This window comes from Pseudomonas sp. ICMP 10191 (assembly GCF_001467335.1).
Taxonomy (GTDB): Bacteria; Pseudomonadota; Gammaproteobacteria; order Pseudomonadales; family Pseudomonadaceae; genus Aquipseudomonas; species Aquipseudomonas cerasi.
In genome coordinates, this window is record NZ_LKGW01000102.1 from 1 (window position 1) to 22,947 (window position 22,947).

At 59.3% G+C, this 22,947-nt stretch carries 19 protein-coding genes and 2 pseudogenes; 8 read left to right on the forward strand and 13 right to left on the reverse strand.

The genetic code is table 11. From position 1 onward, the window contains the following. Positions 1-111: 111 nt before the first annotated feature. From AO388_RS08945 to mksB, 4 genes are all read right to left on the reverse strand, one after another. Positions 112-1,359: a right-handed parallel beta-helix repeat-containing protein gene (locus AO388_RS08945; protein ID WP_058416319.1), complete on the reverse strand. Its 1,248-nt coding sequence runs from the start codon at positions 1,357-1,359 to the stop codon at positions 112-114. Positions 1,360-1,532: 173 nt separating this feature from the next. Then, positions 1,533-4,352: an Mks condensin complex protein MksF gene (gene mksF, locus AO388_RS08950; protein ID WP_058416320.1), complete on the reverse strand. Its 2,820-nt coding sequence runs from the start codon at positions 4,350-4,352 to the stop codon at positions 1,533-1,535. Beyond that, complete coding sequence (gene mksE / locus AO388_RS08955) at positions 4,349-5,056, reverse strand: Mks condensin complex protein MksE (RefSeq protein WP_003365786.1); 708 nt, start codon at positions 5,054-5,056, stop codon at positions 4,349-4,351. The genes mksF and mksE overlap by 4 nt, the downstream gene beginning before the upstream one ends. Further along, complete coding sequence (gene mksB, locus AO388_RS08960; RefSeq protein WP_003404706.1) at positions 5,046-6,323, reverse strand: Mks condensin complex protein MksB; 1,278 nt, start codon at positions 6,321-6,323, stop codon at positions 5,046-5,048. The genes mksE and mksB overlap by 11 nt, the downstream gene beginning before the upstream one ends. A 144-nt stretch (positions 6,324-6,467) precedes the next feature. Here mksB and AO388_RS08965 point away from each other — a divergent pair, with 144 nt between their 5' ends. Next, a complete protein-coding gene (locus tag AO388_RS08965; protein ID WP_058416321.1) occupies positions 6,468-7,274 on the forward strand; it encodes a hypothetical protein in 807 nt (268 codons plus the stop codon). Further along, on the forward strand, positions 7,267-7,719 hold the full coding sequence (gene rimI / locus AO388_RS08970; protein WP_003365779.1) for a ribosomal protein S18-alanine N-acetyltransferase: 453 nt from the start codon (positions 7,267-7,269) through the stop codon (positions 7,717-7,719). Before AO388_RS08965 ends, rimI begins: the two co-directional genes overlap by 8 nt. Before the next feature lie 9 nt (positions 7,720-7,728). On the opposite strand, the gene AO388_RS08975 is transcribed toward rimI, so the two are convergent. Beyond that, on the reverse strand, positions 7,729-8,136 hold the full coding sequence (locus AO388_RS08975) for a hypothetical protein (protein WP_003365778.1): 408 nt from the start codon (positions 8,134-8,136) through the stop codon (positions 7,729-7,731). A 170-nt stretch (positions 8,137-8,306) separates the two neighbouring features. Between AO388_RS08975 and can the strand changes: the two genes are divergently transcribed. Next, positions 8,307-8,945, forward strand: a complete 639-nt coding sequence (gene can, locus AO388_RS08980) for a carbonate dehydratase (RefSeq protein WP_003345939.1) — start codon at positions 8,307-8,309, stop codon at positions 8,943-8,945. A 57-nt stretch (positions 8,946-9,002) separates the two neighbouring features. Here can and AO388_RS30220 read toward each other — a convergent pair whose 3' ends face one another. The 4 genes and pseudogenes from AO388_RS30220 to AO388_RS08995 form a co-directional block, all read right to left on the reverse strand. Further along, positions 9,003-9,866, reverse strand: coding sequence for a methyl-accepting chemotaxis protein (locus tag AO388_RS30220; RefSeq protein ID WP_430313142.1), 864 nt, complete (start codon positions 9,864-9,866; stop codon positions 9,003-9,005). Continuing rightward, positions 9,861-10,667, reverse strand: a pseudogene (locus AO388_RS30225) (MCP four helix bundle domain-containing protein); the annotation flags it as partial. The pseudogene AO388_RS30225 and the gene AO388_RS30220, both read right to left, overlap by 6 nt. Before the next feature lie 119 nt (positions 10,668-10,786). Next, entirely contained in the window at positions 10,787-11,446 is a 660-nt protein-coding gene (locus tag AO388_RS08990) for an HD domain-containing protein (RefSeq protein ID WP_058416416.1), read from the reverse strand. Between the two features lie 65 nt (positions 11,447-11,511). Continuing rightward, positions 11,512-13,533: an acyltransferase family protein gene (locus AO388_RS08995; RefSeq protein WP_058416322.1), complete on the reverse strand. Its 2,022-nt coding sequence runs from the start codon at positions 13,531-13,533 to the stop codon at positions 11,512-11,514. A gap of 257 nt (positions 13,534-13,790) precedes the next feature. Here AO388_RS08995 and AO388_RS09000 point away from each other — a divergent pair, with 257 nt between their 5' ends. The 3 genes from AO388_RS09000 to AO388_RS09010 all read left to right on the forward strand — a co-directional run bounded on the left by AO388_RS09000 (position 13,791) and on the right by AO388_RS09010 (position 16,152). Beyond that, positions 13,791-14,135 carry a zinc ribbon domain-containing protein YjdM gene (locus AO388_RS09000; RefSeq protein ID WP_032609549.1) on the forward strand — a complete coding sequence of 115 codons (345 nt, stop codon included), beginning with the start codon at positions 13,791-13,793 and terminating at the stop codon, positions 14,133-14,135. Positions 14,136-14,243: 108 nt separating this feature from the next. Beyond that, entirely contained in the window at positions 14,244-14,675 is a 432-nt protein-coding gene (locus AO388_RS09005; RefSeq protein ID WP_032609522.1) for a thiol-disulfide oxidoreductase DCC family protein, read from the forward strand. A 268-nt stretch (positions 14,676-14,943) separates the two neighbouring features. Beyond that, on the forward strand, positions 14,944-16,152 hold the full coding sequence (locus AO388_RS09010) for a sugar transporter (protein ID WP_003433810.1): 1,209 nt from the start codon (positions 14,944-14,946) through the stop codon (positions 16,150-16,152). Positions 16,153-16,218: 66 nt separating this feature from the next. Here the strand turns inward: AO388_RS09010 and pcsA are convergent, their stop codons facing one another. Continuing rightward, positions 16,219-16,938, reverse strand: a complete 720-nt coding sequence (pcsA, locus tag AO388_RS09015) for a phosphatidylcholine synthase (protein ID WP_003433808.1) — start codon at positions 16,936-16,938, stop codon at positions 16,219-16,221. 86 nt (positions 16,939-17,024) lie between these two features. After that, complete coding sequence (locus tag AO388_RS09020) at positions 17,025-19,037, reverse strand: alkaline phosphatase D family protein (protein WP_058416323.1); 2,013 nt, start codon at positions 19,035-19,037, stop codon at positions 17,025-17,027. Between the two features lie 258 nt (positions 19,038-19,295). Here AO388_RS09020 and AO388_RS30230 point away from each other — a divergent pair. Beyond that, positions 19,296-20,078 (forward strand): annotated as a pseudogene (locus tag AO388_RS30230) (MCP four helix bundle domain-containing protein); the annotation flags it as partial. Beyond that, positions 20,073-20,936, forward strand: coding sequence for a methyl-accepting chemotaxis protein (locus AO388_RS30235; protein WP_442963819.1), 864 nt, complete (start codon positions 20,073-20,075; stop codon positions 20,934-20,936). The pseudogene AO388_RS30230 and the gene AO388_RS30235, both read left to right, overlap by 6 nt. 8 nt (positions 20,937-20,944) lie before the next feature. Here the strand turns inward: AO388_RS30235 and AO388_RS09030 are convergent, their stop codons facing one another. Together AO388_RS09030 and AO388_RS09035 are read right to left on the reverse strand one after the other, a co-directional pair. Beyond that, complete coding sequence (locus AO388_RS09030; protein ID WP_054080612.1) at positions 20,945-21,382, reverse strand: GNAT family N-acetyltransferase; 438 nt, start codon at positions 21,380-21,382, stop codon at positions 20,945-20,947. Between the two features lie 81 nt (positions 21,383-21,463). Continuing rightward, a complete protein-coding gene (locus tag AO388_RS09035; RefSeq protein ID WP_003433802.1) occupies positions 21,464-22,657 on the reverse strand; it encodes a GGDEF domain-containing protein in 1,194 nt (397 codons plus the stop codon). Positions 22,658-22,947 lie beyond the last annotated feature (290 nt).

Below are 22,947 nucleotides of genomic sequence, written 5' to 3' on the forward strand. Positions count from 1 at the left end.
AAACCCTCTTCGCTTACGCGTTGAGGGTTTTTGTTTGTCTGGGGTTCGAGAAATCTCTGCATTCTCTGTCTATTGCAATGCAGCCACATAGGCGCCGGAGACCCCCAAGGCTTAGTGAAACGCCCCCATCCCTGCCAGTCTGCTGCCAGGTCGAAGGTGGAAGCTGCGCAGCACTGGCAGGCTTCCGTCCGGCTGACGTGGCGCATCCCACCCCGTCTCCGAAACATCCTCAAAGTCTGCGTCGGTTACCGGCGTTGGCAATGTCCAGGAGTTGTGTGCCATATCCAGTCCCTCGGTGTTAACGGTCAACCGTCCCTTGTAGGCGATGTTGTTGAGCAGGTTACCGAGAGGGATCAGCGAACCATCCGGGGCGATACCTGCCATGTTGTAGTTCACGCCATTTGCAAAAGCCGTGTTGTTGATGAAGTCCAGTGCCAGGGTGTGGTGATTGGCATAGAAACCAGCGGACTTGTTGTCGAAGGCAACTGAATTACGGACGATGTGTTTCACACCGTCAGGCACATACTTGCCACCGTATCCGCCGGCCTTGATGCCATTACCATTGCCTGCTTCAAGTTTTGTTCGCGTGCCAGGCAGGTAACCCTGCTGCCATGCCCATGAGCTTTCGATGGTGACTGGCGAAAAGGCATTGATCAGGTCAAAGCCGTCGTCGGAATTGGCCCACGCTCTGCAGCCGCGGAATACATTACCTGGATGGCCCGCCTTGATATGTGCGCCGAAGCCGTCTGCACTCTGACCTGCGCCGTTTGAGGTGTAAGGATCGTAGTTGTGGTGAGAGTCGGAATTCAGCACCAGGTTATAGCCGCCGTTCTGAATGAACAGGCCGGGTCCCATGTTGTGATGCAGATTGAGTTGCTCGAAGGTATTGTGGCTGCCGCTGTTCCAGATGCCCCATGACTCGTGGTTGAGATGGTTTTCCGGCTGCTGCGGTACGCCGGTCACCTCCAGCCCCTTCAGGTGTAGCCAGCTACCGGTAACGTTGAAGCCTTTCACCCTACAATCGTCTTTCATGGCCGAGAAATCGAAAACCGGTGTTTCGCCCGGATAGGCCCAGTAGCGTATGGGTTCGTTTTCGCTGCCGCTGTTGTTCAGGGTGATGGCATTCACGGTGTCTGTGCGGGTAGCGCAGCGGTTGATGCCGGCTGTGTAGGCATAGGTGCCGCCGCGAAAGTACACCGTGTCGCCGGCCTTTGCGGCTTGCTGTGCGCGCATGATGGTGCGCAGCGGTGCGCCTTTGGTACCGGCAGCGTGATCATCGCCATTGGGGGCCACGTAGTAGTCAGTTGCATGCGCTGTTGCAGCGACGACCAGCAAGACCGTCAGCAGTATCGTTCTCATGGGATCACTCCAAGCCTGCCTGGTGTAATCGTATGCGTGTTTGCTGCACCTCATGATGAATTCGATGAATAAAGAGTCTGCTCGCCTGAGGCCCGCAACACGGCCTCACTCAATTCAAAGACGATAAAAAAGGCCGCATTTTCATGCGGCCTTCTGTTCACAGCAATCAGCCTTTAAGAGGCCAGTTCCGGAACCTCTGGTTTCACATCGTCACGACGCTGAATGTATTTCCAGTCCGCTTCATCAATGTAGATGCCATTGGGTCCGCTGCCGCCTTCCAGGTCGATGGCAACGTGAGCCGAGACCTGTGGCTTCACACTGGCCAGAATTGGAACGAAGCCCAATTGCAGGCTCGTTTCCAGCAGTGCTGCCTGATTCTTCTCGTCGATGTCTGCGGCTTCGTCGAGGTAGTAAGGCAAACGCACCCGCCCGGCCTGATCGCGATCCATCAAGTGCAACAGCAGGTACATGTTGGTCAATGCCTTGATGGTCATCGTGGTGCCGTTGGAGGCAGCCCCATCGATATCGGTGTGGATAACCGGCTGACCATTGACCTTGGTGATTTCGAATGCCAGTTCGAACAGGTCTTTCAAGCCCAATTGGTTGTGGTTGGCAGCCACAAGCCGGGCCAGATATTCCTTGGCTTCTTCGTTCTTGTTGTCCTGCTCTGCGCTCTGGCTCAGGTCGAAGACCGACAACGTCTCGCCTTCCTCGTACTGCCCGGCGCTGTGGATGATCTGGTCGATGTGCTTGAGCGCTTCCTTGTTAGGAGCGAGCACGATACGGAAGCTTGCCAGGTTCGAGACCTGACGCTTGTTGATCTCGCGGTTGAACAGCGCCAGTTGATGCTCAAGGCTGTCGTAGTCGCTACGGATGTTGCGCAGGGTACGTGCGATATCCGTGACCGCAGCGCGACGCGCTTTGCCCAGCGTAAGCGCTTCGTCGGTACGGTGCGCGTAGGCATTGATCAGTAGCTGCAGGCGACGCTCCATGTCGTCCTCGCTGTCGAACTTGGCCACACCCTTGAGGCGAACCTGTGCGTACAGCGCCTCGATCTGCCCATCGCTGCGCAACAGACCCTGCCAGCTGTCCTGATAGTCGTTGAGCAGCGGCAACAGGTTATCCATGGAGTCGTCGATCGGGTCCATGAACTGTGTGCCGAAAGGCAGGTCTGCTGGCAGTAACTGACGGCGACGTAGCGCGTCGTCCAGCGTGCGTTGCTTGGATTCCATATCGCCGATCTGACGTGCGATCAATTGCAGCTTGGCTGACAGTTGCTGCACGCGCTCGGTGAACGCGTCGCTGGAGCGTTTCAGTTCATCCTGAGCGGCTTCCATCTGCGCAAGTTCTTCCAGCTTGGTGGATTCCTCTGCGCTCAAGGTCTGGCAACGGCGGAAGTCTTCAAGCGCCTTTTGCGCATCCAGCACCTGCTGGTACAGCGCTTCGGTCTGGGTCTTGCTCGCCGAACGGTCGGCAGCGACAGCCTGCTGGGTTTTCAGTTGTTTGAGTTCTTTCTCCAGCCGCTCTTTCTGATCGCGCAACGCGGCACGATCGGCCAGCGCCTGCAGGGCAGGCGGCTCAATGCTCGACAGGTTGATGGTCAGCCCCGGTACTGCAAACTGATCGCCCTTGAAGCCATCCAGAATGGTCTCCAGCGACTTGACCCACGCATCGCCATCATCCAGCGCAATACCTTGCTCACCCAACGGCAAGCTGAACAGTGCGCTGTTGAACAGACGCATCAGACGTTCGACGTCCGGCTGGGAAAACTCTTCGCGCAGGCGGGCGTAGCTGTTGTTGTCCGCATGATCGAGCTGCTGTTTGACCGACTTGAGGCGTTTTTCCAGATCGCGCAGGCGTTCGTCCAGGTCTTCGGCGCTGAACTGCCGGGACTGGGCCAGCGCACCGGCCAGCTCATCGTGAGCATCCTTGGCGGCGAGCAGCTGTTGCTCCAGCACCTTGACGTCATCGACCAGCGCAAAACGATTCTTCAGCACCGACAGCTCGCCGACCCAGCGCTGGATGCTACTGATCTCGCGCTCCAGGCGCATCAGTTCCTGGGTGCTGCTGCGCTGATCGTTTTGCATCTCATCCTGCTGAGCACGGTAATGCTCAGCCTGGATCACCAGCTCTTCTTTGCGCGCACCGGAGTAATCCGACCAAGTGCCGAGCAGTGAATCGAGGATCGGTGACAGACGATGCAGTTTGCCGCGCAACACATCGCGCTGTTTGACGCCAGCGGCCAGCGCCTCGACCAGAGGGCCGGCCAGCACCAGCGAGTTGTAGTCCTGTTCCATACGCCGCACATCGCGGAAGGCTTCTTCACAGGCGGCAATGTAGTCGACGCTGCCCGAACGCAGGCTGTGCTCGAAGGCATCCAGAAACAGCTGCTTGAGTTTGGCAGCGGTGATTTCGCGCATGTGCAGCAGGTTGATGAACAGTGCGCGGAAGGTCTTGAGGCTCTGCTCGCTGGTGGAGCGCAGCGGGATCAAGGTCAGGTCCAGCGGAATCGACGTGTGCCCGCCGACCAGCAGACGGCGCAGTTCGTCAGGCTTCAGCTCGTAGGCTTTCAGGCCCTGGCTTTCCAGGTTGCTGAACAGCTCTTTCTGACGCAGGCAGGTGTCGTTCTTCTGGTAATGACCCAGATCCAGCTCGCCGGCATAGGCGAAGAACTGATGGCCGAAGCCGCCACCCGGACCGCGACCCACGACGCCGATGACATGCGGGCCATGAGGCAGGGAAACTTCCACCAGAATGTAGCTGGTGTCGGAGGCGAAGTAGAAGCGCCGCGATTGTTCCAGGCTGTACTTGCCGAAGCTCATGTCCGACATGCGCGCCAGAATAGGGAATTGCAGGGCGTTGATCGAGGCGCTTTTGCCGAGGTTGTTCGCACCATATACCGACAGCGGATTTTCCAGCGGGAACAGGCCGAGGCTGTAACCGGCAGTGTTCAACAGGGCAAAGCGGCGGATGCCATAACGTTCCTGGCTCATGTGTCCATCTCCTGTCGTTGCTCATCGGCGATTGCCCGGGCCAGTGCCTCTTCCTCTGTCTCTTCACCGAATTCAGCCAGGTCCAGCGGGTCATCGGTTTCCAGCAGTTTCTCGTCGCTGTCGTCATCGATGAGCACAGGCGTCGGCAGGGGCAGGGCGCTATGCAGGCTGGCGGCCAGATCACGATCCTGTTGCACCGACAGGCACACATCGAGAAAACGGTGCATCGGCGGTAGGAAGCGGTAGATACCCACTTCCTCACTGGCAAAGCCCAACTGCGTCATGCGGCGCATGATCTTTTCTTCGAGCTCTTCGGGGGTCTGCACTTCAGCCTGGAGAAACAGGTCGCGGTACTTTTCCAGCATCGAAGGCAGCTCGTCGCGGCCCAGGCTGCCACCGTCGAGCACCGACATGGGGTCACGGCCCTGATCTGCCAGATGTTCAACGAGGATGAAGGTGAACAGTGCCAGGCGCTGGGCGGTCTTGTTGACCTGCGCGGCAGCCAGTTCAGGCACGAAGTAATAAAAGCCACGCGTGTCGCAGACCAGTTCGAAGCCCAGTGCCTTGAACAGCGTGCGGTACTGGTCCTGACAATTGGAGAGCTGGGTGTACAGCTCCGGGTCGCGGCGGCTGATGTGATAGCCCTTGAACAGCTCGCGAAAGATCGGCGCGAGCTGGGACATTTCGGATAGATCAAGATGCATGAACGGTGCTCTCGGAATGCTCGGCCTGCTCGTCTTTTGCAGCGAGCAGGGCAAAGGAGCGAAGGCTGACGCGGTGCTCCCGGGTGAAATATTCGCGACGCTCGAGGCGTTCACGGGCGAAGCGCTTGTCGCGCGACAGGCGCGAGAACCAGTAGAGCAGCTCGTCGGTCTCCCCGGTCGGCTCCTGCTCCAGCAACCAGACCATCAGGTCAGGCATCGGCAAGGCGTCTTCGCAGCGTTCGAGCATCTCCTTGACCGTACGCGGTGCGCGTGGCGCCTGGCCCTTGCGGGTACCGCTGGCCTTGGGGAATCTCGCGGGTTTCGGCTCAAAACGCGCCAGGGCATACACGTAGGCCTCGACCTGACTGGCACTGCCCAGGAACGTGCTTTGCGGACGGGTGAACATCGGCATGGCAGCCTGCGGCACCGCATCCAGCCCCTTGCGGCGAATGGCGGACAAGGCCAGCGCTGCGCCACGGGTCACCGCATTATGGCGACGCGCTTCTTCGCGCAACGGCAGCAGCAGTTCGCGCGCATGGCGCAAGGTCAGCTGGGCGCTGGTCTGCATTTCCAGAATGCGCGCGTGGGTGCGCAGCAGCATGTCGTCGTCGACCAGGTGACCGAGACGTTGTTGCTCGGTCAGCAGGCGCAGCAGGACGTTCTCGACCTTGCGCACGCCCTGTTCGAACGCACCGTCTGCGTTGACCAGTTGAATCATCGGCTCGACGTATTCGTCCCACGTCGCCAAGACTTCGGCATAGCGCTGACGCAACGGGATCTGCCGGTCACTGGTCTTGGCCCGGTCGGCCACGGCGACCAGCGCCTGTTCGTCGTTGGCGAGCTTCTTGAGTACGTCGCGCACGCGCATGTCCAGCAGCCGCAGTTGTCTGGCCAAATCATTGGCGTCGCGAACCTCGAATGCATCCTGAATGTAACCGGCCAGTCGCTCCAGGTGGCGCAGGTAGGCCTCGATTTCCAGGCACAGGCCCAGACGGTGCTCGCGGCGCAGGTACGACAGGAAGTCATGGATCTGTGCGTTGAGCTCGAAACGGTTCGGGCTTTTCGCGACGGGCACCAGAATGTCCAGACGGATCCACACGTCCAGCAGGTTGGTGATGTCTTGCGGAGTGCTGTCCTGCTGCTGAGCGCCCAGTTGCAGGCGCAGCTCGCTCAGGCTCAACGTACCCTGGTCGAAATGTTCGCATAAGGGCTCAAGGAGCGCCCAGTGCTCGGCAAGGGCGCGCAGAACGCGCTTGGGTTCGATCATCGTTAGGCCGACTGTTGGCAAGTGAAAAGCGGCAATTGTACTGCATCAGCCGACTGATATTTCACCTGCGGGCGATATGCTGCAGCGCAAAAAGGCGAACAACGCTAGAATTGCGCGCTTAACTTATCCACAGGTGGCTGACCCTTGCTCAACGAGTCCCGTCGCCGCGCTTATTTGACTGCCATGCAGGTGGTCAACTGGCTGCCGCGCACAGAACTGCCATTCGCCGCGCCGTCGCGCCCGCTGCTGCTTGTGCCGTTGCCGCTGCCGGTCGAGGTGCAACGTGTCGCGCCTGCTGCTTCGCCAGCGGAGCACGCTGCACCTGCCGAAACGTCGAACGTCGAGCCGATGGCACGGCAGCCCGAACGCCCGAGGGTCGAGGTGCCGCGCCCTTCACTGGCCAGCACGCGCGCAGCCACCCCGGCCGCCGAAGAGGCCGAGCCGGCGCCGCCCAAGGCGCCGGTGGTACCGCCACCGCGCTTTGCCCTGCAATTGTTGCGCGCCGGACGCTGCCTGTTACTGGTCGAACTCACCACCGGTCAGCCGTTTCAGAGCCGTGATCCTTCCTACCTGCTGCTCAAGGACATGCTGCGCGCCGCCGGTCTGCCCGACAGCCCACAGATCATCGGCGAGCCCGTGCGCTGGCCATTGCTGGTCCGCGGCCAGATGGACCAGGGCCCGGAGGCCGCGCGTGATTTCGTGCAGGGCTTCGTCGGCGCGCGGCTCGAGGACGAGCCTTGCGCCTGCCTGTGGCTGATCGGGCTGCCGTCGATGAAGTACGCCGGTGAAGCCGATGCCGAGTCTTACCACCGTGAGCTGCAGATTGAAGGCCTGGGCACGGCCTGGGCGCTGCCAGGTCTTGAATTACTGATGGACGAGCCTGAGCGCAAGGCGGATGTCTGGAAAGCCATGCGTCGGCTGATGACGCGCTGGAAATCGATCGATGAGTGATGCCGTAACCTTCCGCCGCATGACCGAAGCCGACATGGACGCGGTGCTGAAAATCGAATACGCGGCGTTCAGTCATCCTTGGACACGCGGCATCTTTCTCGACGGGCTCAAGTCCTACGAGATCTGGCTGATGTTCGAGGGCGCGCAGCAGGTCGGGCACGGCGTCATTCAGGTCATCATCGACGAAGCGCACCTGCTTAACATCACGGTCAAACCTGAAAACCAGGGGCGGGGTCTTGGCTTGTTACTGCTCGACCATCTGATGAAACGCGCTTATCAGCTCAATGCACGGGAATGCTTTCTGGAGCTGCGTGACAGCAACCGTCCAGCCTATCGTCTGTATGAAAACTACGGTTTCAACGAGATAGGCCGGCGTCGCGATTACTACCCGGCAGTGGGCGGCCGTGAAGACGCAGTGGTCATGGCCTGCACGCTTTTCGAGTAATACTGGCTGTCAGCGCTGGGTGTTGCCGTCCAGCGGGTCGATGATTGCCAGTTCTTCTTCGTCCAGGCCGTTGCCACCGCCGATGTCGTCTTCGTCGACTACGGTCAGGTCCAGATCAGCCGGGTCGCCATCGCCCTGCTCGGACGGTGAACGAGCACCGTCTTCACGAATCAGGGTTTCCGGAGACAGATCATCGTCAGTCGAGTGATGATCATCCGTGGAAGCACCCGTGAGACCTGCCTCACGCACGCGCTGATCCGGAATTTCATGTTGTAGCTCGCCTTCAGGGATAAGATCGCCAATACGGCCCGGTTCTTCCTCGTCGAAATCGAGTGTTTCCATGGAGCCCATACGGTCTTCGTTATCGTCGATGGGTTCCGGTTCGGTAGCACCGAACGGACGGCGTGAATCGTTCATGGGAAATCCTCATGTCAGGTGGTCGTAAAAAGTGGACCGGCCATGACTTTGAAGATTCCTTTTTGTTGACCGACGAGCGTTGGTGAATTTTGCCAGTAGTGGCAAACAGGCGTGACTTGAAGGATTCGACTCCAGTCCAAGGCTGGGCATCATTATCGAGGCGTCAAAGCATGAACGAGCTACAAGACCTGATTGATAACAATGCACGCTGGGCCGATGCGATAAAGCAGGAAGACCCTGAGTTTTTCGCCAAACTGGCCCGCCAGCAAACCCCTGAGTTCCTGTGGATCGGTTGCTCCGATGCACGCGTGCCGGCCAACGAAATCGTCGGCATGCTGCCGGGTGATCTGTTCGTTCACCGCAACGTGGCCAACGTCGTGCTGCACACCGACCTGAACTGTCTGTCAGTGATTCAATACGCAGTGGACGTGTTGAAGGTCAAACACATTCTGGTCACAGGCCACTACGGTTGCGGCGGCGTGCGGGCGTCCATGCAGGACCGCCAGTTCGGCCTGATCGACGGCTGGCTGCGCACGATTCGTGATCTGTATTACGAAAACCGCGAGTTGCTGGCCAAGCTGCCGACCGAGGAAGAGCGCGTCGACCGCCTGTGTGAATTGAACGTGATCCAGCAAGTGGCCAACGTCGGTCACACCAGCATTGTGCAGAACGCCTGGCACCGTGGGCAGAGCCTGTCTGTGCATGGCTGCATCTACGGCATCAAGGATGGCCGCTGGAAAAGCCTCGACGTGACCATCAGCGGTTTCGAGCAACTGCCGCCGCAGTACCGTCTGCGTCCGCAGGACTGACAGCCGATCGTCGCCAGCCAGCCTGTTGTTGCAGGCTGGCTGGCGACGTTCAACTCATCACAGCACGAAACGCTGCACCATCAGGTTCAGGTCATTGGCCAGCATCGACAGTGCGTTACTCGCGACGGTGGTCTGCTGCGCGCCTGATGCGGTCTGGCTGGACAGGTCGCGAATACTGCTCAGGTTGCGGTCCACTTCAGTCGCCACCTGGGCCTGCTGCTCTGCGGCACTGGCAATCAGCAGGTTGCGGTCGTTGATGGTGGCGGTTGACTGGATGATCACTTGCAAGGCTTCGCCGGTCGAGGCGGCCTGTTCCATCGTCAGGTTGGCCTGCGTCGCCGTGTGGCGCAGCGAGCTGGCGGTTTGCTGGGTGCTTTGCTGCACGCCGCTGATCAGCCCCTCGATTTCCGCGGTGGAGGCACTGGTGCGCTGCGCCAGTGAGCGGACCTCATCGGCCACCACGGCAAAGCCGCGCCCGGCTTCGCCTGCCCGTGCAGCCTCGATAGCTGCGTTCAGGGCCAGCAGATTGGTCTGATTGGCAATTGCACGAATCACATCGAGGATGCTGCTGATGCTCTGGGTGCGTTCGGCCAGCCCTTCAGCCTGATGCGACGAATCCAGCACATTCCTGGTCAGTTCCTTGATCGAAAGAATGGTTGCCGACAGCTTTTCCTGCCCCTGTGCTGCCGCCTGGGTCGACGCCTCTGATTCGGTCACGGTATTGCTGGCGTTGCCTGCCACTTCGATGGCCGCCTGACTCATCTGATTGACTGCGACAGCAGCCTGCTCGATTTCAGTGTTCTGCAGCTGCAGATTGAGCGCACTGGCTTCGGCGATGCTGCCCATTTCCTGAACCGATTGCGACAACTGTGCCGCCGCCGCGTAGATCTGGTCGATCGTGCTGTGCAGGTTGGTGCGCATGCGCCCCAGGGTGATCAGCAATTGCGCGGTCTCGTCCTTGCCGTCCGGTATCGGGTGTTCGCTCAGGTCACCATCGGCAATGGTGCTGGCGATGTGTAAAGCCTGCCGCACCGGGTGGATGATGCTGACGCTCAGGCGCCAGGCCAGCAACAGGGTCAGTGCCAGAACCAGGCCGATGGCGCTCAGCGCGATGATCCGCGTTTGCTCGTAGCTGGCGCTTGCGGCCTCTACAGCGGTGGCCGCACTCTGCTTGTTCAGTTCGCGCAACAGCTGCACTTGCATGTCCATCAGGTCGCCTTGCAGCGAGAGCATGGTGTTGGCCAGCATCCTGGCCTCGTCCAGCTTGTTCTGCTCGATCAGCGCGATCTGATCCTGCAAGCCGGGCATGAAGGCCTTGTAGGCATCCTGCAACGCGACAATGGAGTCATGCTCTGTGCCCGACTGAACGCGTGCGAGGTATTCAGAGAAGCCTTTCTCTACCTCATTCCTGAGTTGTTCGACATTGATCTTGCTGTTGATGACGGCACCCGGATCATCGGCGTTGGCGATCAGACGGGTGGTTTCGCTGCGCAGTTTGACCAGGCCGATGGCGATGGCATCTGCAGTGGCGATACTGGGCAGGGCGCCGCTCTCGACCGCCTCGCCCTGGGTGCGGATAGCTTGCATCTGCAACAGGCAGAATGCGCCAAGCGCGACCATCAAGAGGGAGGTGACAGCGAAGCAGATCACCAGGCGCAGCGTGATTTTGAAGCGGCGCAAGAGTGTTGTCGTTGTGGCTTGCCGACGTAGGAAACGAGGCATAAATCTTTTCACGGCACACAACCCCTATAAACACACGGACCTTCTCGGAGAGCCGTTTATAGGGCAATTGTGTGATGTCTTTATGACATCTCTTGAAGGGTTGCCGTGTGACTGACGAATCAAGGCTGAGGAAGTGCAACTTCCTCCATCAGTTCGTTCAGAAAGCGTTTGACCCGGTGGTGCCGGACTTTCGCCATCTGTGCGCCGGTATCGGTCTGAAAACCGTCAGCCAGGTGCAGCAGCTTGGTGTGGAAGTGGTCGACGGCGAAATTCAGGTCGTCATAGGGGCGCCGGCTGGCATGCGGGTCATTCGGGTCGTAGAGCGCTTTGCCGAGCCGCCCTGATACATAGAAGGTGCGTGCCACACCAATCATGCCCAGCGAGTCCAGACGGTCGGCGTCCTGCAGTATTCTCGCCTCGAGGGTCAAGGGCGTGATCGCCGCCGAGAAACTGTGCGCTTCGATGGCGTGGGCGACGGAGGCGATGCTCTGTTCATCCCAACCCATCTCGGTCAACAATTCGCTGGCCCGCGCTGCCGCCAGTCGTGATGCGCCGGCGCGAAACGGCGAGTCTTTCTCGACTGAAACGCAGTCATGCAGCAGTGTCGCCGCAATCAGGACGCGGGCATCGCCGCCTTCACGGTCACGAATGGCGCAGACGTTTTTCCACACACGCAGCAAGTGCGAGACATCGTGCGAGCCGTCGATTTTCTCTGCGTGAGTGTGGGGTATCAGCAGGTTGGCCAGATCCTCGAAGGGGGTGAAGCTGGCGGCGGTCATGCGGTGGTCCTCGGGCGTCTGGTCAGGCATCAGCATTACAGACAATGCCGCCTGATAAAACCCTGTCACTGCTCAAGAATATGGCTGATCTGGCCGGCAAGCAGCCCTGCACCCCGGGCGTTGAGGTGGTTGAAATCCTTGTAGTACGAATGCAGGTCGCCGATCAGGCATTGCCTGTCCTTGCAGAAGGCGTCATCCAGCGTGATCAGGCTGATGTGTTGCGATTGGCTAGCGCGCAGGAACAGCTGGCGGGTGAAACGCTGCAACAGGTCGTGTTTTTCGACCGGCACCGACAGTTCGCTGACCCGCTGTAATGCCTGCGCATCGCTGTCCGAAGCATCCCGCGCCAAGCGGTAATAAAGACTTTCAGGGTTGATCATTTGCTGTGGTACCTGCGCAACGATGAACAGCTCGGCGCCGATACTGCGGTAGGCCTCGATCGTGTGTTCAAGCGCCTGGCTGAATACCCTGCGCGAGGTTTCCCGGCTTTTCTGCGGATCGGCGCGTGAGGTCAGGAAATATTTGCTCATCGTCCTCTCGCTGTAATCGTCGCCGGTATACAGCGTCCAGCGCGCCACCAGCACGACCTTCTTGATCCGCTGCTGTTTCACGTATTCGAACTCCCGATCGGCCAGCGCTTCGCAGACCCCCGCAGCATAGTTGCCGTTGGCCACGTCCACGCCGAGCAAGGGCAGGCAGCCGCCCAGGCCGATATGCGCGAGGGTTCTGCCCTGATCCCGAGCGGCGGCGTCGAACGTGGATAACAGCGCCTCGGAGTGGCTGTCGCCGAACAGCGCCATGTCAGGCACTGCCTGACTGTCAGCGAGCCCGAACAGGCAAAAATCGACGTTACCGCCTTTGCCGGCCAAGGGCGGGTCGCATTTGTCGCGTATCAACGGGTCGGCGAATGCCTGATGCAGCTCCGGGTCGACAGCGAAGCGCTGGGGAAAGCCGTTATTCACATAGCCGACCAGCCCCAGCGCGATAAACAGCGTTGAGGCAGCGCCTGCCGTGGTGAAAATCTGACGGCGAGTGAAGGTGCCCGCCTTGCGAAACGGCTGCTCGACGAAACGCCAGCTCAACCAGGCCAGCATCAGAGACACAAGGGCAAGCGCCAGCATGAGCAGCAGGCCCGGTTCATTCAGCTTGTACTGGCGGGCGAAGGCAAAAACGGGCTGATGCCACAGGTAGGCGCTGTAGCTGAGCATGCCGATCGCGACCGGCACACGTGTACTCAGCGCGCTTCCAACCCAGGTTTTGCCATGCGCGAAGACGATGACCAACACCGCACCCAGCACGGGTACCAGTGCATTAAGGCCGGGGAAGGGCGTGCTGCTGTCGAAACCGACCACGGCATAACCGATCAGCAAAATCCCCAACGCCGCTGCCGTCTGATCGATAACGCTAGAACCCCCGGTGTTGCGCGGTCGCCAGGCAAAGTAGAAGGCTATGAATGAGCCCGCCAGCAATTCCCAGGCGCGTGCCGGCAGCAGATAAAACGCGTTGCTGGTGTCTTGATGGACGCCCTGTTGCGCCAGCGTCAGGCTGGCCAGGGCGACGACCATCAGCAGCCCAATCAGCCTCCTGCGGCCTAAGCCCCAAGTCAGCATCAAGAGAATCGGGAAGAACAGGTAATACTGTTCCTCCACCGCGAGCGTCCAGGTGTGCAGCAACGGTTTGAGTTCTGCCGTGGCGTCGAAATAGCCACTTTCCAGCCAGAACAGCACGTTGGATGAGAAAGTCGGCACCGCCACCAGACTCTTGGCGAAGTATTTCAGGTCAGACGGATCGAGCGTCAACCACGCGACAGGCAGGCAGATCAGCATCATCACGAACAGCGCAGGCAGGATGCGCCGCGCGCGTCGTTCGTAGAAGTAGATCAGCGAGAAACGCCCTTTGATCTTCTCCGCGATGATGATCGACGTGATCAGATAGCCGGAAATCACGAAAAAGATATCGACGCCCACGAACCCGCCGCTGAACAGCGGCAAGCCCGCGTGGAACAGAATGACCGGGACGACCGCGAGCGCGCGCAGACCATCGATCTCGGGCCGATAGCCGAGTGCCGGGTTGTGAGGCATGCCCATGTGATGTGCTCAGTGCAGTAAGTGGCAAGAGACGGTAAGTGCACGCTGCAATAGCTACCGCCAACGCGAGGCGCAGGGGTCGTGTAGGGAGAGGTCGAAGAGGAGTTGCAGGACAGAGCGTGCTGTATTTTTTAGTTCAGGTCTTCGCTTCTGTCCAATGACTGAAGCAGGTTTATGACGACTGATCAGTCTCTTCCCACCTGAAACAGGAAAAGCCCTTTATAATGCATGGTTTTACCCTCCTCGATGCGAGAACCATTGTGAGCTTACCGTCCTGCCCGAAATGCAATTCCGAATACACCTACGAAGACGGCAGCCTGCTGATCTGCCCGGAATGCGCCCATGAATGGTCTGCCGACGCCGCTGGCGCCGATGCATCCGACGACGTGAAAGTCATCAAGGATTCAACGGGCAACGTGCTGCAGGACGGCGACACCGTCACGGTGATCAAGGACTTGAAAGTCAAAGGCTCCTCGCTGGTGGTCAAGGTCGGCACCAAGGTCAAGAACATCCGCCTGGTCGATGGCGACCACGACATCGATTGCAAGATCGACGGCATCGGCGCGATGAAACTGAAGTCGGAGTTCGTCCGCAAGGTTTGATTCTGTCGGGCAATGGCTTTAGCCTGAACGCCTCGCTGGTCCTTCGACTGGCGGGGCGTTCATGTTTCCGGGCGCGCCAGGGCTGTTTTTCCTAAACAGGTGAATACTGTGCCGAGTACCCCCGCCCCGTATCTGAAACCCGATGAATGTGTCGTGTTGTTTGATGGCGTCTGCAAATTGTGCAATGGCGTGGTGAAGTTTTTGATTCGCCATGATCCGCATCAGCGTCTGCGCTTGGCCGCCGTGCAGTCGGAGCAAGGGCAGGCATTGCTGAAGTGGGCCGGGCTGCCGCTCGACGATTTTCATACCATCGCGGTCATCGTCAACAATCGGGTGTTCGTACGCTCGGATGCCTTTCTGCACATCATGGGGCTGTTGCCTGCGCCGTGGCCGCTGCTGAAAGTGCTGGGGATTTTTCCACGCTTTCTAAGGGACTGGGCCTACAACCGTATCGCGCTCAACCGATATCGACTGTTCGGGCGCTATGATCACTGCCTGTTGCCGTTGCCTGAGGACCGGCAGCGCTTCCTCGACGGCTGACGACCGGCGGTCATTTGTAAAGTCTGTTATGAGTGCACGGGTTGTGATCCACTCTGGCGATCCGTAGAATTCGTGTCATCTGGCTTCACTCCCCATATCCACAATAATCCACTTTGCACACTGCGCCCGATTCAGAAGGTCGAGCGGAGCGTTTTTGCGTTGGTTTTTCAGTGGGGCGAGCCGCCGTTTTCCATACAGGTGTCAGGCGTGCGTGTTCACGCGTGGCGATCGGCCTTCGGGTCGGAACATTTTCAGGGCGTTGTGATTCTTGATAACTTCACCTCCAAACGAGCAGGCAGGTAGCTGGCTTGGCGTATTCGCGCTGGCCTTGGCGGCCTTCATTTTCAATACCACCGAGTTCGTGCCGATCGGTCTGCTGAGTAACATCGGCCAGAGCTTCGAAATGACCCCGGCCCAGGTCGGGTTGATGCTCACGATCTATGCCTGGGTCGTGTCGCTGATGTCGTTGCCGATGATGCTGGCGACGCGCAACATCGAGCGCCGCAAGTTGCTGATGTTCGTGTTCGGCCTGTTTGTGGTCAGCCACGTGCTCTCGGCAATCTCCCCCAGCTTCGCGATCCTGCTGGTGAGTCGGGTCGGTATCGCCTTTGCACATGCGGTGTTCTGGTCGGTCACGGCGTCGCTGGCCGTGCGCATCGCGCCGCCTGGCAAGCAGGTCCAGGCGCTGGGCCTGCTGGCGACCGGTACGTCGCTGGCGATGGTGCTGGGTATTCCGCTGGGCCGCGTGCTGGGTGAAGCACTGGGCTGGCGGACTACCTTTCTGGGCATCGCCGGCATCGCTGCGCTGGTAGTCTTCCTGTTGGCTCGCGCGCTGCCTTTGCTGCCCAGCCAGAACTCCGGCTCGTTGCGCAGCCTGCCGATCCTGTTCAAGCGCCCACGGTTGATGGCTATCTACCTGCTGACGGCGATTGTGGTGACCGCTCATTTCACCGCCTACAGCTATATCGAGCCGTTCACCCAGACTGTGTCTCGACTCAGCGGCGAAATGACCACGATCCTGCTGCTGGTCTTTGGCGGTGCCGGGATCATGGGCTCGATCATCTTCAGCCTGTTCAGCGACCGCTTCCCGAACGGACTGTTGATCACCGCCATTGGTACGCTGACCGTTTGCCTGCTGATGCTGTTGCCCCTCTCCGGTGACGCCGTGACGCTCGGTACGCTGACCATTATCTGGGGCATGGCGATCATGTGCTTCGGCCTGACCCTGCAGGCGCGCGTGCTGTCGTTGGCACCCGATGCAACCGATGTGGCGATGGCGCTGTTCTCGGGCATCTTCAATATCGGTATTGGCGGCGGCGCGCTGCTCGGCAGTGTGGTCAGCAGCCATCTCGGGGTTGCCAATGTCGGTATCGTCGGCGGCCTGCTGGCCTTCGGCGGGCTGGGGTTCTGCTGCTATACAACGCATCACTTCGGCAAGGTCCGGCCAGCTGCCGAGATGCAGGCCGAGAGCAAATAGGACGCGCATAAAAAAACTCGCTGACCGCGCAATGCGTTCAGCGAGCTTTTTGGTCTGACTTGAGTGTCAGGCTTTAAGCCGACCCAGCCACTCCAGCGACGTTCTCCAGATACAAATCCCCAGGAAATACGCCGACATCGCCAGCCACAGCCCCATGACCACCGGGCCATTGTGCGGGTGGTTGATGATCAGCAGTGCGCTGGACAGCAACCATACGGTGGTCACAGCGATATTGATCGGCATGAAGCGGCGCACGCGGAACGGGTGCAGGAACTTCATGCGGGTCAGGGTCAGCAGCGCAAGAGCGATGATGGTGATGAACGTCAGCCAGGGTGCAGGTGACAGAATGTAGAGGCACAGTGCAACGACGTTCCAGGCAGCGGGGAAGCCCTGAAAGTAGTTGTCCTTGCTTTTCATGTCGACGTTGCAGAAGCAGAACAGCGACGAAACCAGAATGACCGAGACGCTCAGCAGCAGCGTGTAATCCGGTACCGGTATATAGCGGTAGATGAACAGTGCCGGGATGAACACGTAGGTCAGGTAGTCGATGACCAGATCCAGTACCGAGCCATCGAAGTGCGGCAGAACCGACGTGGTGTTGACCTTGCGAGCCAGTGAGCCGTCGACTCCATCCACGATCAGGGCCGCGCCCAGCCACAACAGGCAGGCTTTGGGTTCATTATTGAACAAGGCAATGGTCGCCAGGAACGCAAGGACTACGCCGGTGGCGGTGAAGCCATGCGCCCCCCATGCGTTGAGTCTGGCTATGCGTTGATTGGTTATCACGGGGGCGCTCTCCAGGAAATAATGCTTGCCAGGGTGTGCCGCAACCTGACCGGTAGCAACTATCGACCCGGCAATTGCCGATAAGTTTAGCGGTGACTCTCCCTTGTTTTCCGGTTGTTTTCCATAAAACCACGCTCTGGGTCAGATCGCTGGTCTCTGTATTCTTCCGGTTCGACGAAACAGGTAGGCGGGTCACCGTTGGCATTGAGTTGGTTGATCAGGGTCGGCTGGCCCTGTTCGTTGAACAGTACCTGCCCGACACCTGCCGAGTTCCATAAGCGTTCACCGGCCTTGCTGTGCTCGGGCGTGCGCGGAACAACCTTCATCAGGCGGCGCTTGGTGAACCAGTTAAGAGGTGAGCGGGGAGAGTATAACCAGCGATTCAGCCGATCAAAAGTGTCCAGCAGACGACGGGGGAATTCATTCTTGATACCACTGCTGGTGATTTGCCAGATATGAGGCCCGCCACTGCGCTGGCGAATCAGGATTTCGTAGACGAACGAGTAATGCACATCGCCCGACAGGATCACGTAATTGCCCGGTGTTCTGGAATGGCGAAAGATGTTCAGAATGACGTTGGCGGCGCCACGGTGCGCCATCCAGTTTTCCGCATCGACCAGCAACGGATAGCCGCACCAACTGAATATCCGTTGTATGGCCTCGATCAACTTGACGCCGAACACGGGGGCAGGTGAGACGATAATCGCTGATTTATGGTCGATCAGCTCCTGTTGCAGTTCACTGAGTGCTTCCCAGTCGAGCAGGCCGGACGGGTGGTTGAAGTTCGACTCGCTGCGCCAGCGCCGGGTGCGGGTATCCAGTACCACCAGTGCCGGGCTGGTGGGTAACACGTAATGCCATTGCTGAAACTTCAACAGCTGATCAATCAGCTGGTCCTGGGCCTGGCTGTCCAGCCAGTTGTCGTTCGACACGGCCTCGGTGCTCAGTGCGTGAGCCTGCCTGACCAGCCCGTTGAGCGCATCCGGGTTATTCCCCCAGCCCTGGCAAAGCAGATAGGCGAGCAGGGCGTTACCGATGATGCGTTTGGAGAATGGGTGGCCGTAAGCCGTTTGCTCCCAGTTCGCCGACAGGTTCCAGTCATCGGTGATGTCGTGGTCGTCGAAAATCATCATGCACGGCAGATGCGCCATCGCCCGCGCTACGCCGCCCAGGCCCTCGGCAAATGCCTCGACCACTTGCTGCTCCCTGGCGTAGCGCTCGACTTCCCCGTCTTCCAGCCGCGGCCTGCCGGGTTCGATCAGGGTCCAGGGCGTGGGTGACCAGACCAGCAGGTACATCGCCATGACTTCCGCCAGGGTAACCAGATGGTTATCCGCTGTGCTGCTGGTGAATACCGGCTTGCTGGTGCCGCCAAAAAAACGCTCGCGCAGCGTGTCGTTGCTTTTCAGGGCCGGCAGCAGGTCGGCACGCTGGTAATAGCTGGCCGGATGCGCATAGAGACGAGGGCTGTCATCGACGATGGCACCGTCGAGTCGCTCGTCGAACAATCCCAGCCGCTCGATCAGCACATGGATGGCGCGCAGCATCGGCCCGGCGACATCGTCGGCGTAGATCTGATCGCCGCTCATCATCAACAGCGCAGGGCGTTGCAGCGGCTCCTTGACGTCGGCCAGCAGGCGGTCCACGCACAGCAGACCCTCGGCCGCGCTGTGGTGCGGCTTGCGGCACGAGCCATGCAAAAGGTGATCAATGCTGCTGCGCACCACGAAGTTCGGGTAGCGGTTGCCCTCGTACAGCAGGTGCGGCGCCCACTCGGCAATGCCGCCTTCGCCTTCCACCAGCAGGTCGTACTCGATCCAGGTGTCGCGGGGCAGTTCGGCTTCCAGTTGCAGATCGATCAGGTGAATGAACGCTTGGCGCCCGAATGCGATGACCTGGCATTGCCGGTCGTCGAGTACGTAATCGTTGAAGCCCGCCGTGGGGGCATCGGTAGCGGCATGGCGCAGGCGCACTGTCAGGCGCAACGGACGAGACCCTGCCAGCCACAACACCAGGCGGCCGGCTTCCTGACGGCGCAACAGCGGGCCGGCAAGGATGGACGGTAACGAAGTGAGTTGTTCGATGGAAGAAGCAGACATCCTGACTCATGACTCTGGCGGGACACAGGCGGGAATGGTAACGCAACGGGCCTGGAAAGTTCTTGTTACACCACGCGAGCGCGTGTTTCCGGACATTGCAGGCATGCGAGACGGCCCGCTCGACCATGTCCGTATGAAGACTTTGTTAACCGCCTGCAGAGTGCGCTGAAAATGCCGATACATGACTATGCAGCAGGCATCTGAATTCCATAAAGTTTTTATGGCGTTGTGCCATATTTGCTCATGAGGGTTTCAGCTATGAAATGGTTCTACAACGCGAGGCTGTCGGCCAAGCTTTTCATGTCTTTTGCGTTATGTGCGCTTTTCACCCTAGGGGTAGGCGTAATAGGCAGCCGAGGCATCAGTGCCTTGTCCGTCAGCCTGGATAACGTGTTTACCAACAGCCTGCTGTCGGTTACAAAAACCGGCGAGGTCAAGGCCTCGGTCATTGCTCAGAACCGTGATCTTTATCGTTTATTGGCCGCCATGGCAGGCAACGCCCCGCAAAGCGTCAAGGACGATATTCTCGCGAGCATGACCGTTAACAGGACTCAGGCTGAAAAAAGCTACGCCACCTACCGGGCTACGCCGCTTGAGGATGACGAGCGCGCCGCCGGTGATCAGATGGACAGAGACTGGCCTGGCTATCAGGCACTCATCGAGCAGGCCAAAGGCACTGCCCTGTCCGGTGACATTGCGGGTGCGAGAGCGATCATCGACGGTGATGTACGCAGCGGTTACCTGAAGGTCATGGATCAGCTGACCACCATCGTCAACTCCAATAATCGTCAGGCGGGGGAGGCCGCTGTCGCTTCCGACCAGACACAGGACGCTGCGCAACGAAACCTGTACATCGGCATTGGTTTGTCATTCTTGGCCGCGTTTGTGATGGGCCTGTTCATAAGTCGCGCCATCAGCACGCCAATCAATACGGCAGTGACCAATGCCCGGCGAATTGCCAGCGGTGATCTGACCCTGCCGATTACCAGCCAATATCACGACGAAGCCGGCATGATGCTGGTTGCCCTGAGCGATATGCAGGACAACCTGAAAAGCACGATCGGGCAAATATCCAGCGCTGCCGACCAGTTGGCCTCGGCCGCTGAAGAGCTGAATGCGGTGACTGAAGAAAGCAGTCGCGGTCTGATCCGTCAGAACGATGAGATTCAGCAGGCCGCTACGGCGGTGAACGAGATGACCGCTGCGGTCGAAGAGGTCGCGCGTAACGCCATGTCGACGTCGGAAGCGTCCCGACAGACCAGCACCGACGCGGCTGCCGGTCGTGATCAGGCCCGTGATGCCGTGAATGCGATCAATACCGTCAGTGCCGAGATCAGCAGTTCGACCACGATGGTCGAAGAACTCGCCGGACGCGTTCGTGAGATCGGGCAGGTGCTGGACGTGATCCGTGGGATCGCCGAGCAGACCAACCTGCTGGCCCTCAACGCCGCCATCGAGGCTGCGCGTGCAGGCGAGCAGGGGCGCGGCTTTGCTGTGGTAGCGGACGAAGTACGGGCGCTGGCCGCTCGAACCCAGGCATCCACTGGCGAAATCGAAACCATGATCGGCAGTGTCCAGGCCAGTGCCGATCAGGCCGTGCGGGCCATGGGCAACAGCCGCACGCTGGCCAGCAACACGCAAACCCTGGCTCAGGCCACGGGGCAGTCGCTGGAGCGCATTGCGCAGAGCATCGCCGAGATCAACGACCGCAACCTGTTGATTGCGACGGCCTCCGAAGAGCAGTCCCACGTTGCGCGCGAAGTGGATCGCAACCTGGTCAACATTCAGGACCTTTCCACCCAGACCGCCGCAGGTGCGCACCAGACCAGTGCTTCAAGCCAGGAGCTGTCACGTCTGGCCATTTCCTTCAACAATCTGGTAGGCAAGTTCAAGGTCTGACGCAAGCATCAGGCCGTTGTGTTCGGCAGGCGCTTCTGGAAAAAGAAGCGCTTGTTGCCAGGCGGATAGTCGTCAATCTGGCCGAACTCGGTGTAACCGTGGCGACGATAGAAGTCGGGGGCCTGGAAGTCGAAGGTGTCCAGCCAGATTCCCGTGCAGCCCTTTTCAACCGCCAGATCCTCGGCCATCTGCATCAGACGCGAGCCCATGCCTTGCCCACGGGCTTGTTCCGGCACGACCAGCAGCTCGATGAACAGCCACTCATAAAGAATACGAGCGTGCAGGCCGCCGAGGACTTCCCGGGTTTGATCATCGCGAATGAACATCGCCACTTTCCCGGACTTGCCGTCGCCCGCCTGCTCGGCGTTGAACCGTTTCAGTGGTTCCAGAATCGCCAGACGATCCTCTTCCGTAGGGTTGGTGTTGACGTCAATGTGAATACTCATGCGATGGCTCCCAGCCTGGGTGTGCGCCGAGATTAAAGTGGCAGGGGCGTGGCGTAAAGCAGGATCCTGCGGTGTTTCATTTCACGCAAAGCACACGCAATTACGTCCGGCGCGCTTGGCCGCGTAGAGGGCATTGTCAGCCGCACCAATCAGGTTCTCGGCGCTGGTCAGGGGCGCTGTCGCACACGCCACGCCGAGGCTGATGGTGACCAGCGCGTTTTCACCCAGCACCGGGTGCGGCAATTTAAGCTCGGCAACAGCGCTCTGCAGGGCCGCGGCCACTTCTCTGGCCTGCACGGCATCGCCGATCATCAGCACCAGAACCTCTTCGCCGCCGAACCGGAACGCCACAGCGCCATGCTCATGCGCGCTTTGCTGGATTTTCTGACAAAGCAATCTGAGGCAAGTATCGCCTTGCGGGTGCCCGTAGTTGTCGTTGTAGGATTTGAAGTGGTCGATGTCCAGCAGGATGATCGCCACGTTCGCCGGCGTATTGCGAGCGTGCTCCCAGACGGAGGTCATCACTTCATCCTGGTAGTGTCGATTGAACAGCCGGGTCAGCCCATCGGTACGCGCGAACTCCATCAATTGCACTTGAAGCAGGCGCCCGCGGAGCGCAAACAGGTAGCTCATGCGGCTTGCCCGCTCCAGAAAGTAGGAGGCCATCAGCAGCAGTGCTACCGTCGAGACGAACAACACGGCGTTGGCCTGCCAGATCACGAAGTCGGCGAAGTCGGCAATGTAGGTAGTCACCAACTGGATGATCAGCATGCATGACATGGCGACAGCGGCATGACGCAACGGCAATTGCTGGATCATGGTGCAGTAGACCATGATCAACAGCATGCCGAGTTGATAAAAGATCTGATAAGGGCTGTCGCTGTGAATCATGACCAGCAATGGCATGAGCGAGCACACGACCGTGGCGAATGCAGCGATGGTTTCCATCGCCCAGCGCGTGGTAACGCGTTGAGCCAGTATCAATAGCGCGATAAACATCGGCGTCATCAGGCACAGACGGCCCACGGCTACATAGAAAAACACATCCCGCAGTATCAACCAGTCACTGATCAGGAACAGGTTGTAGATCAGACTGCCGCCAATCCCTACCGCCGTCAGGAACTCGCGCCGCGGTAGCCGGGTTTCTTCCTGATAGCGTTGCTCAAGAACACGGCTGAAGCGTAACGAGCCAACACCTGAAGTGATCGTCTGCTCGACCTCGGCAAGGAGTTGCGCATCTTCAAGATTGGGACGTTCAAGGGCAGAAACAAGCATGTGACACCGGGACATTAACATCGAGAGACATAGGACATCACGAGTGATGTCTTAGTGCCATCAATGTATCGTGCCGCCAGTCCAAAGTCGACCGATGGTGGCTAACGGCGTGCCTTGGGTGACAAATGGCCGCGGGCTGTCATCGCTGAGAACATCTCGCAGCAATGCGCGAGATGGCCTTGAGACGGTCGTTTCTTCTGTCGCAAACGCCCTGTAATTCATCCTGCCACCATCAGACGAAATGCCTTAATCCCGTCTACGCTTGTGTCGATATATACGTACAACCTCAC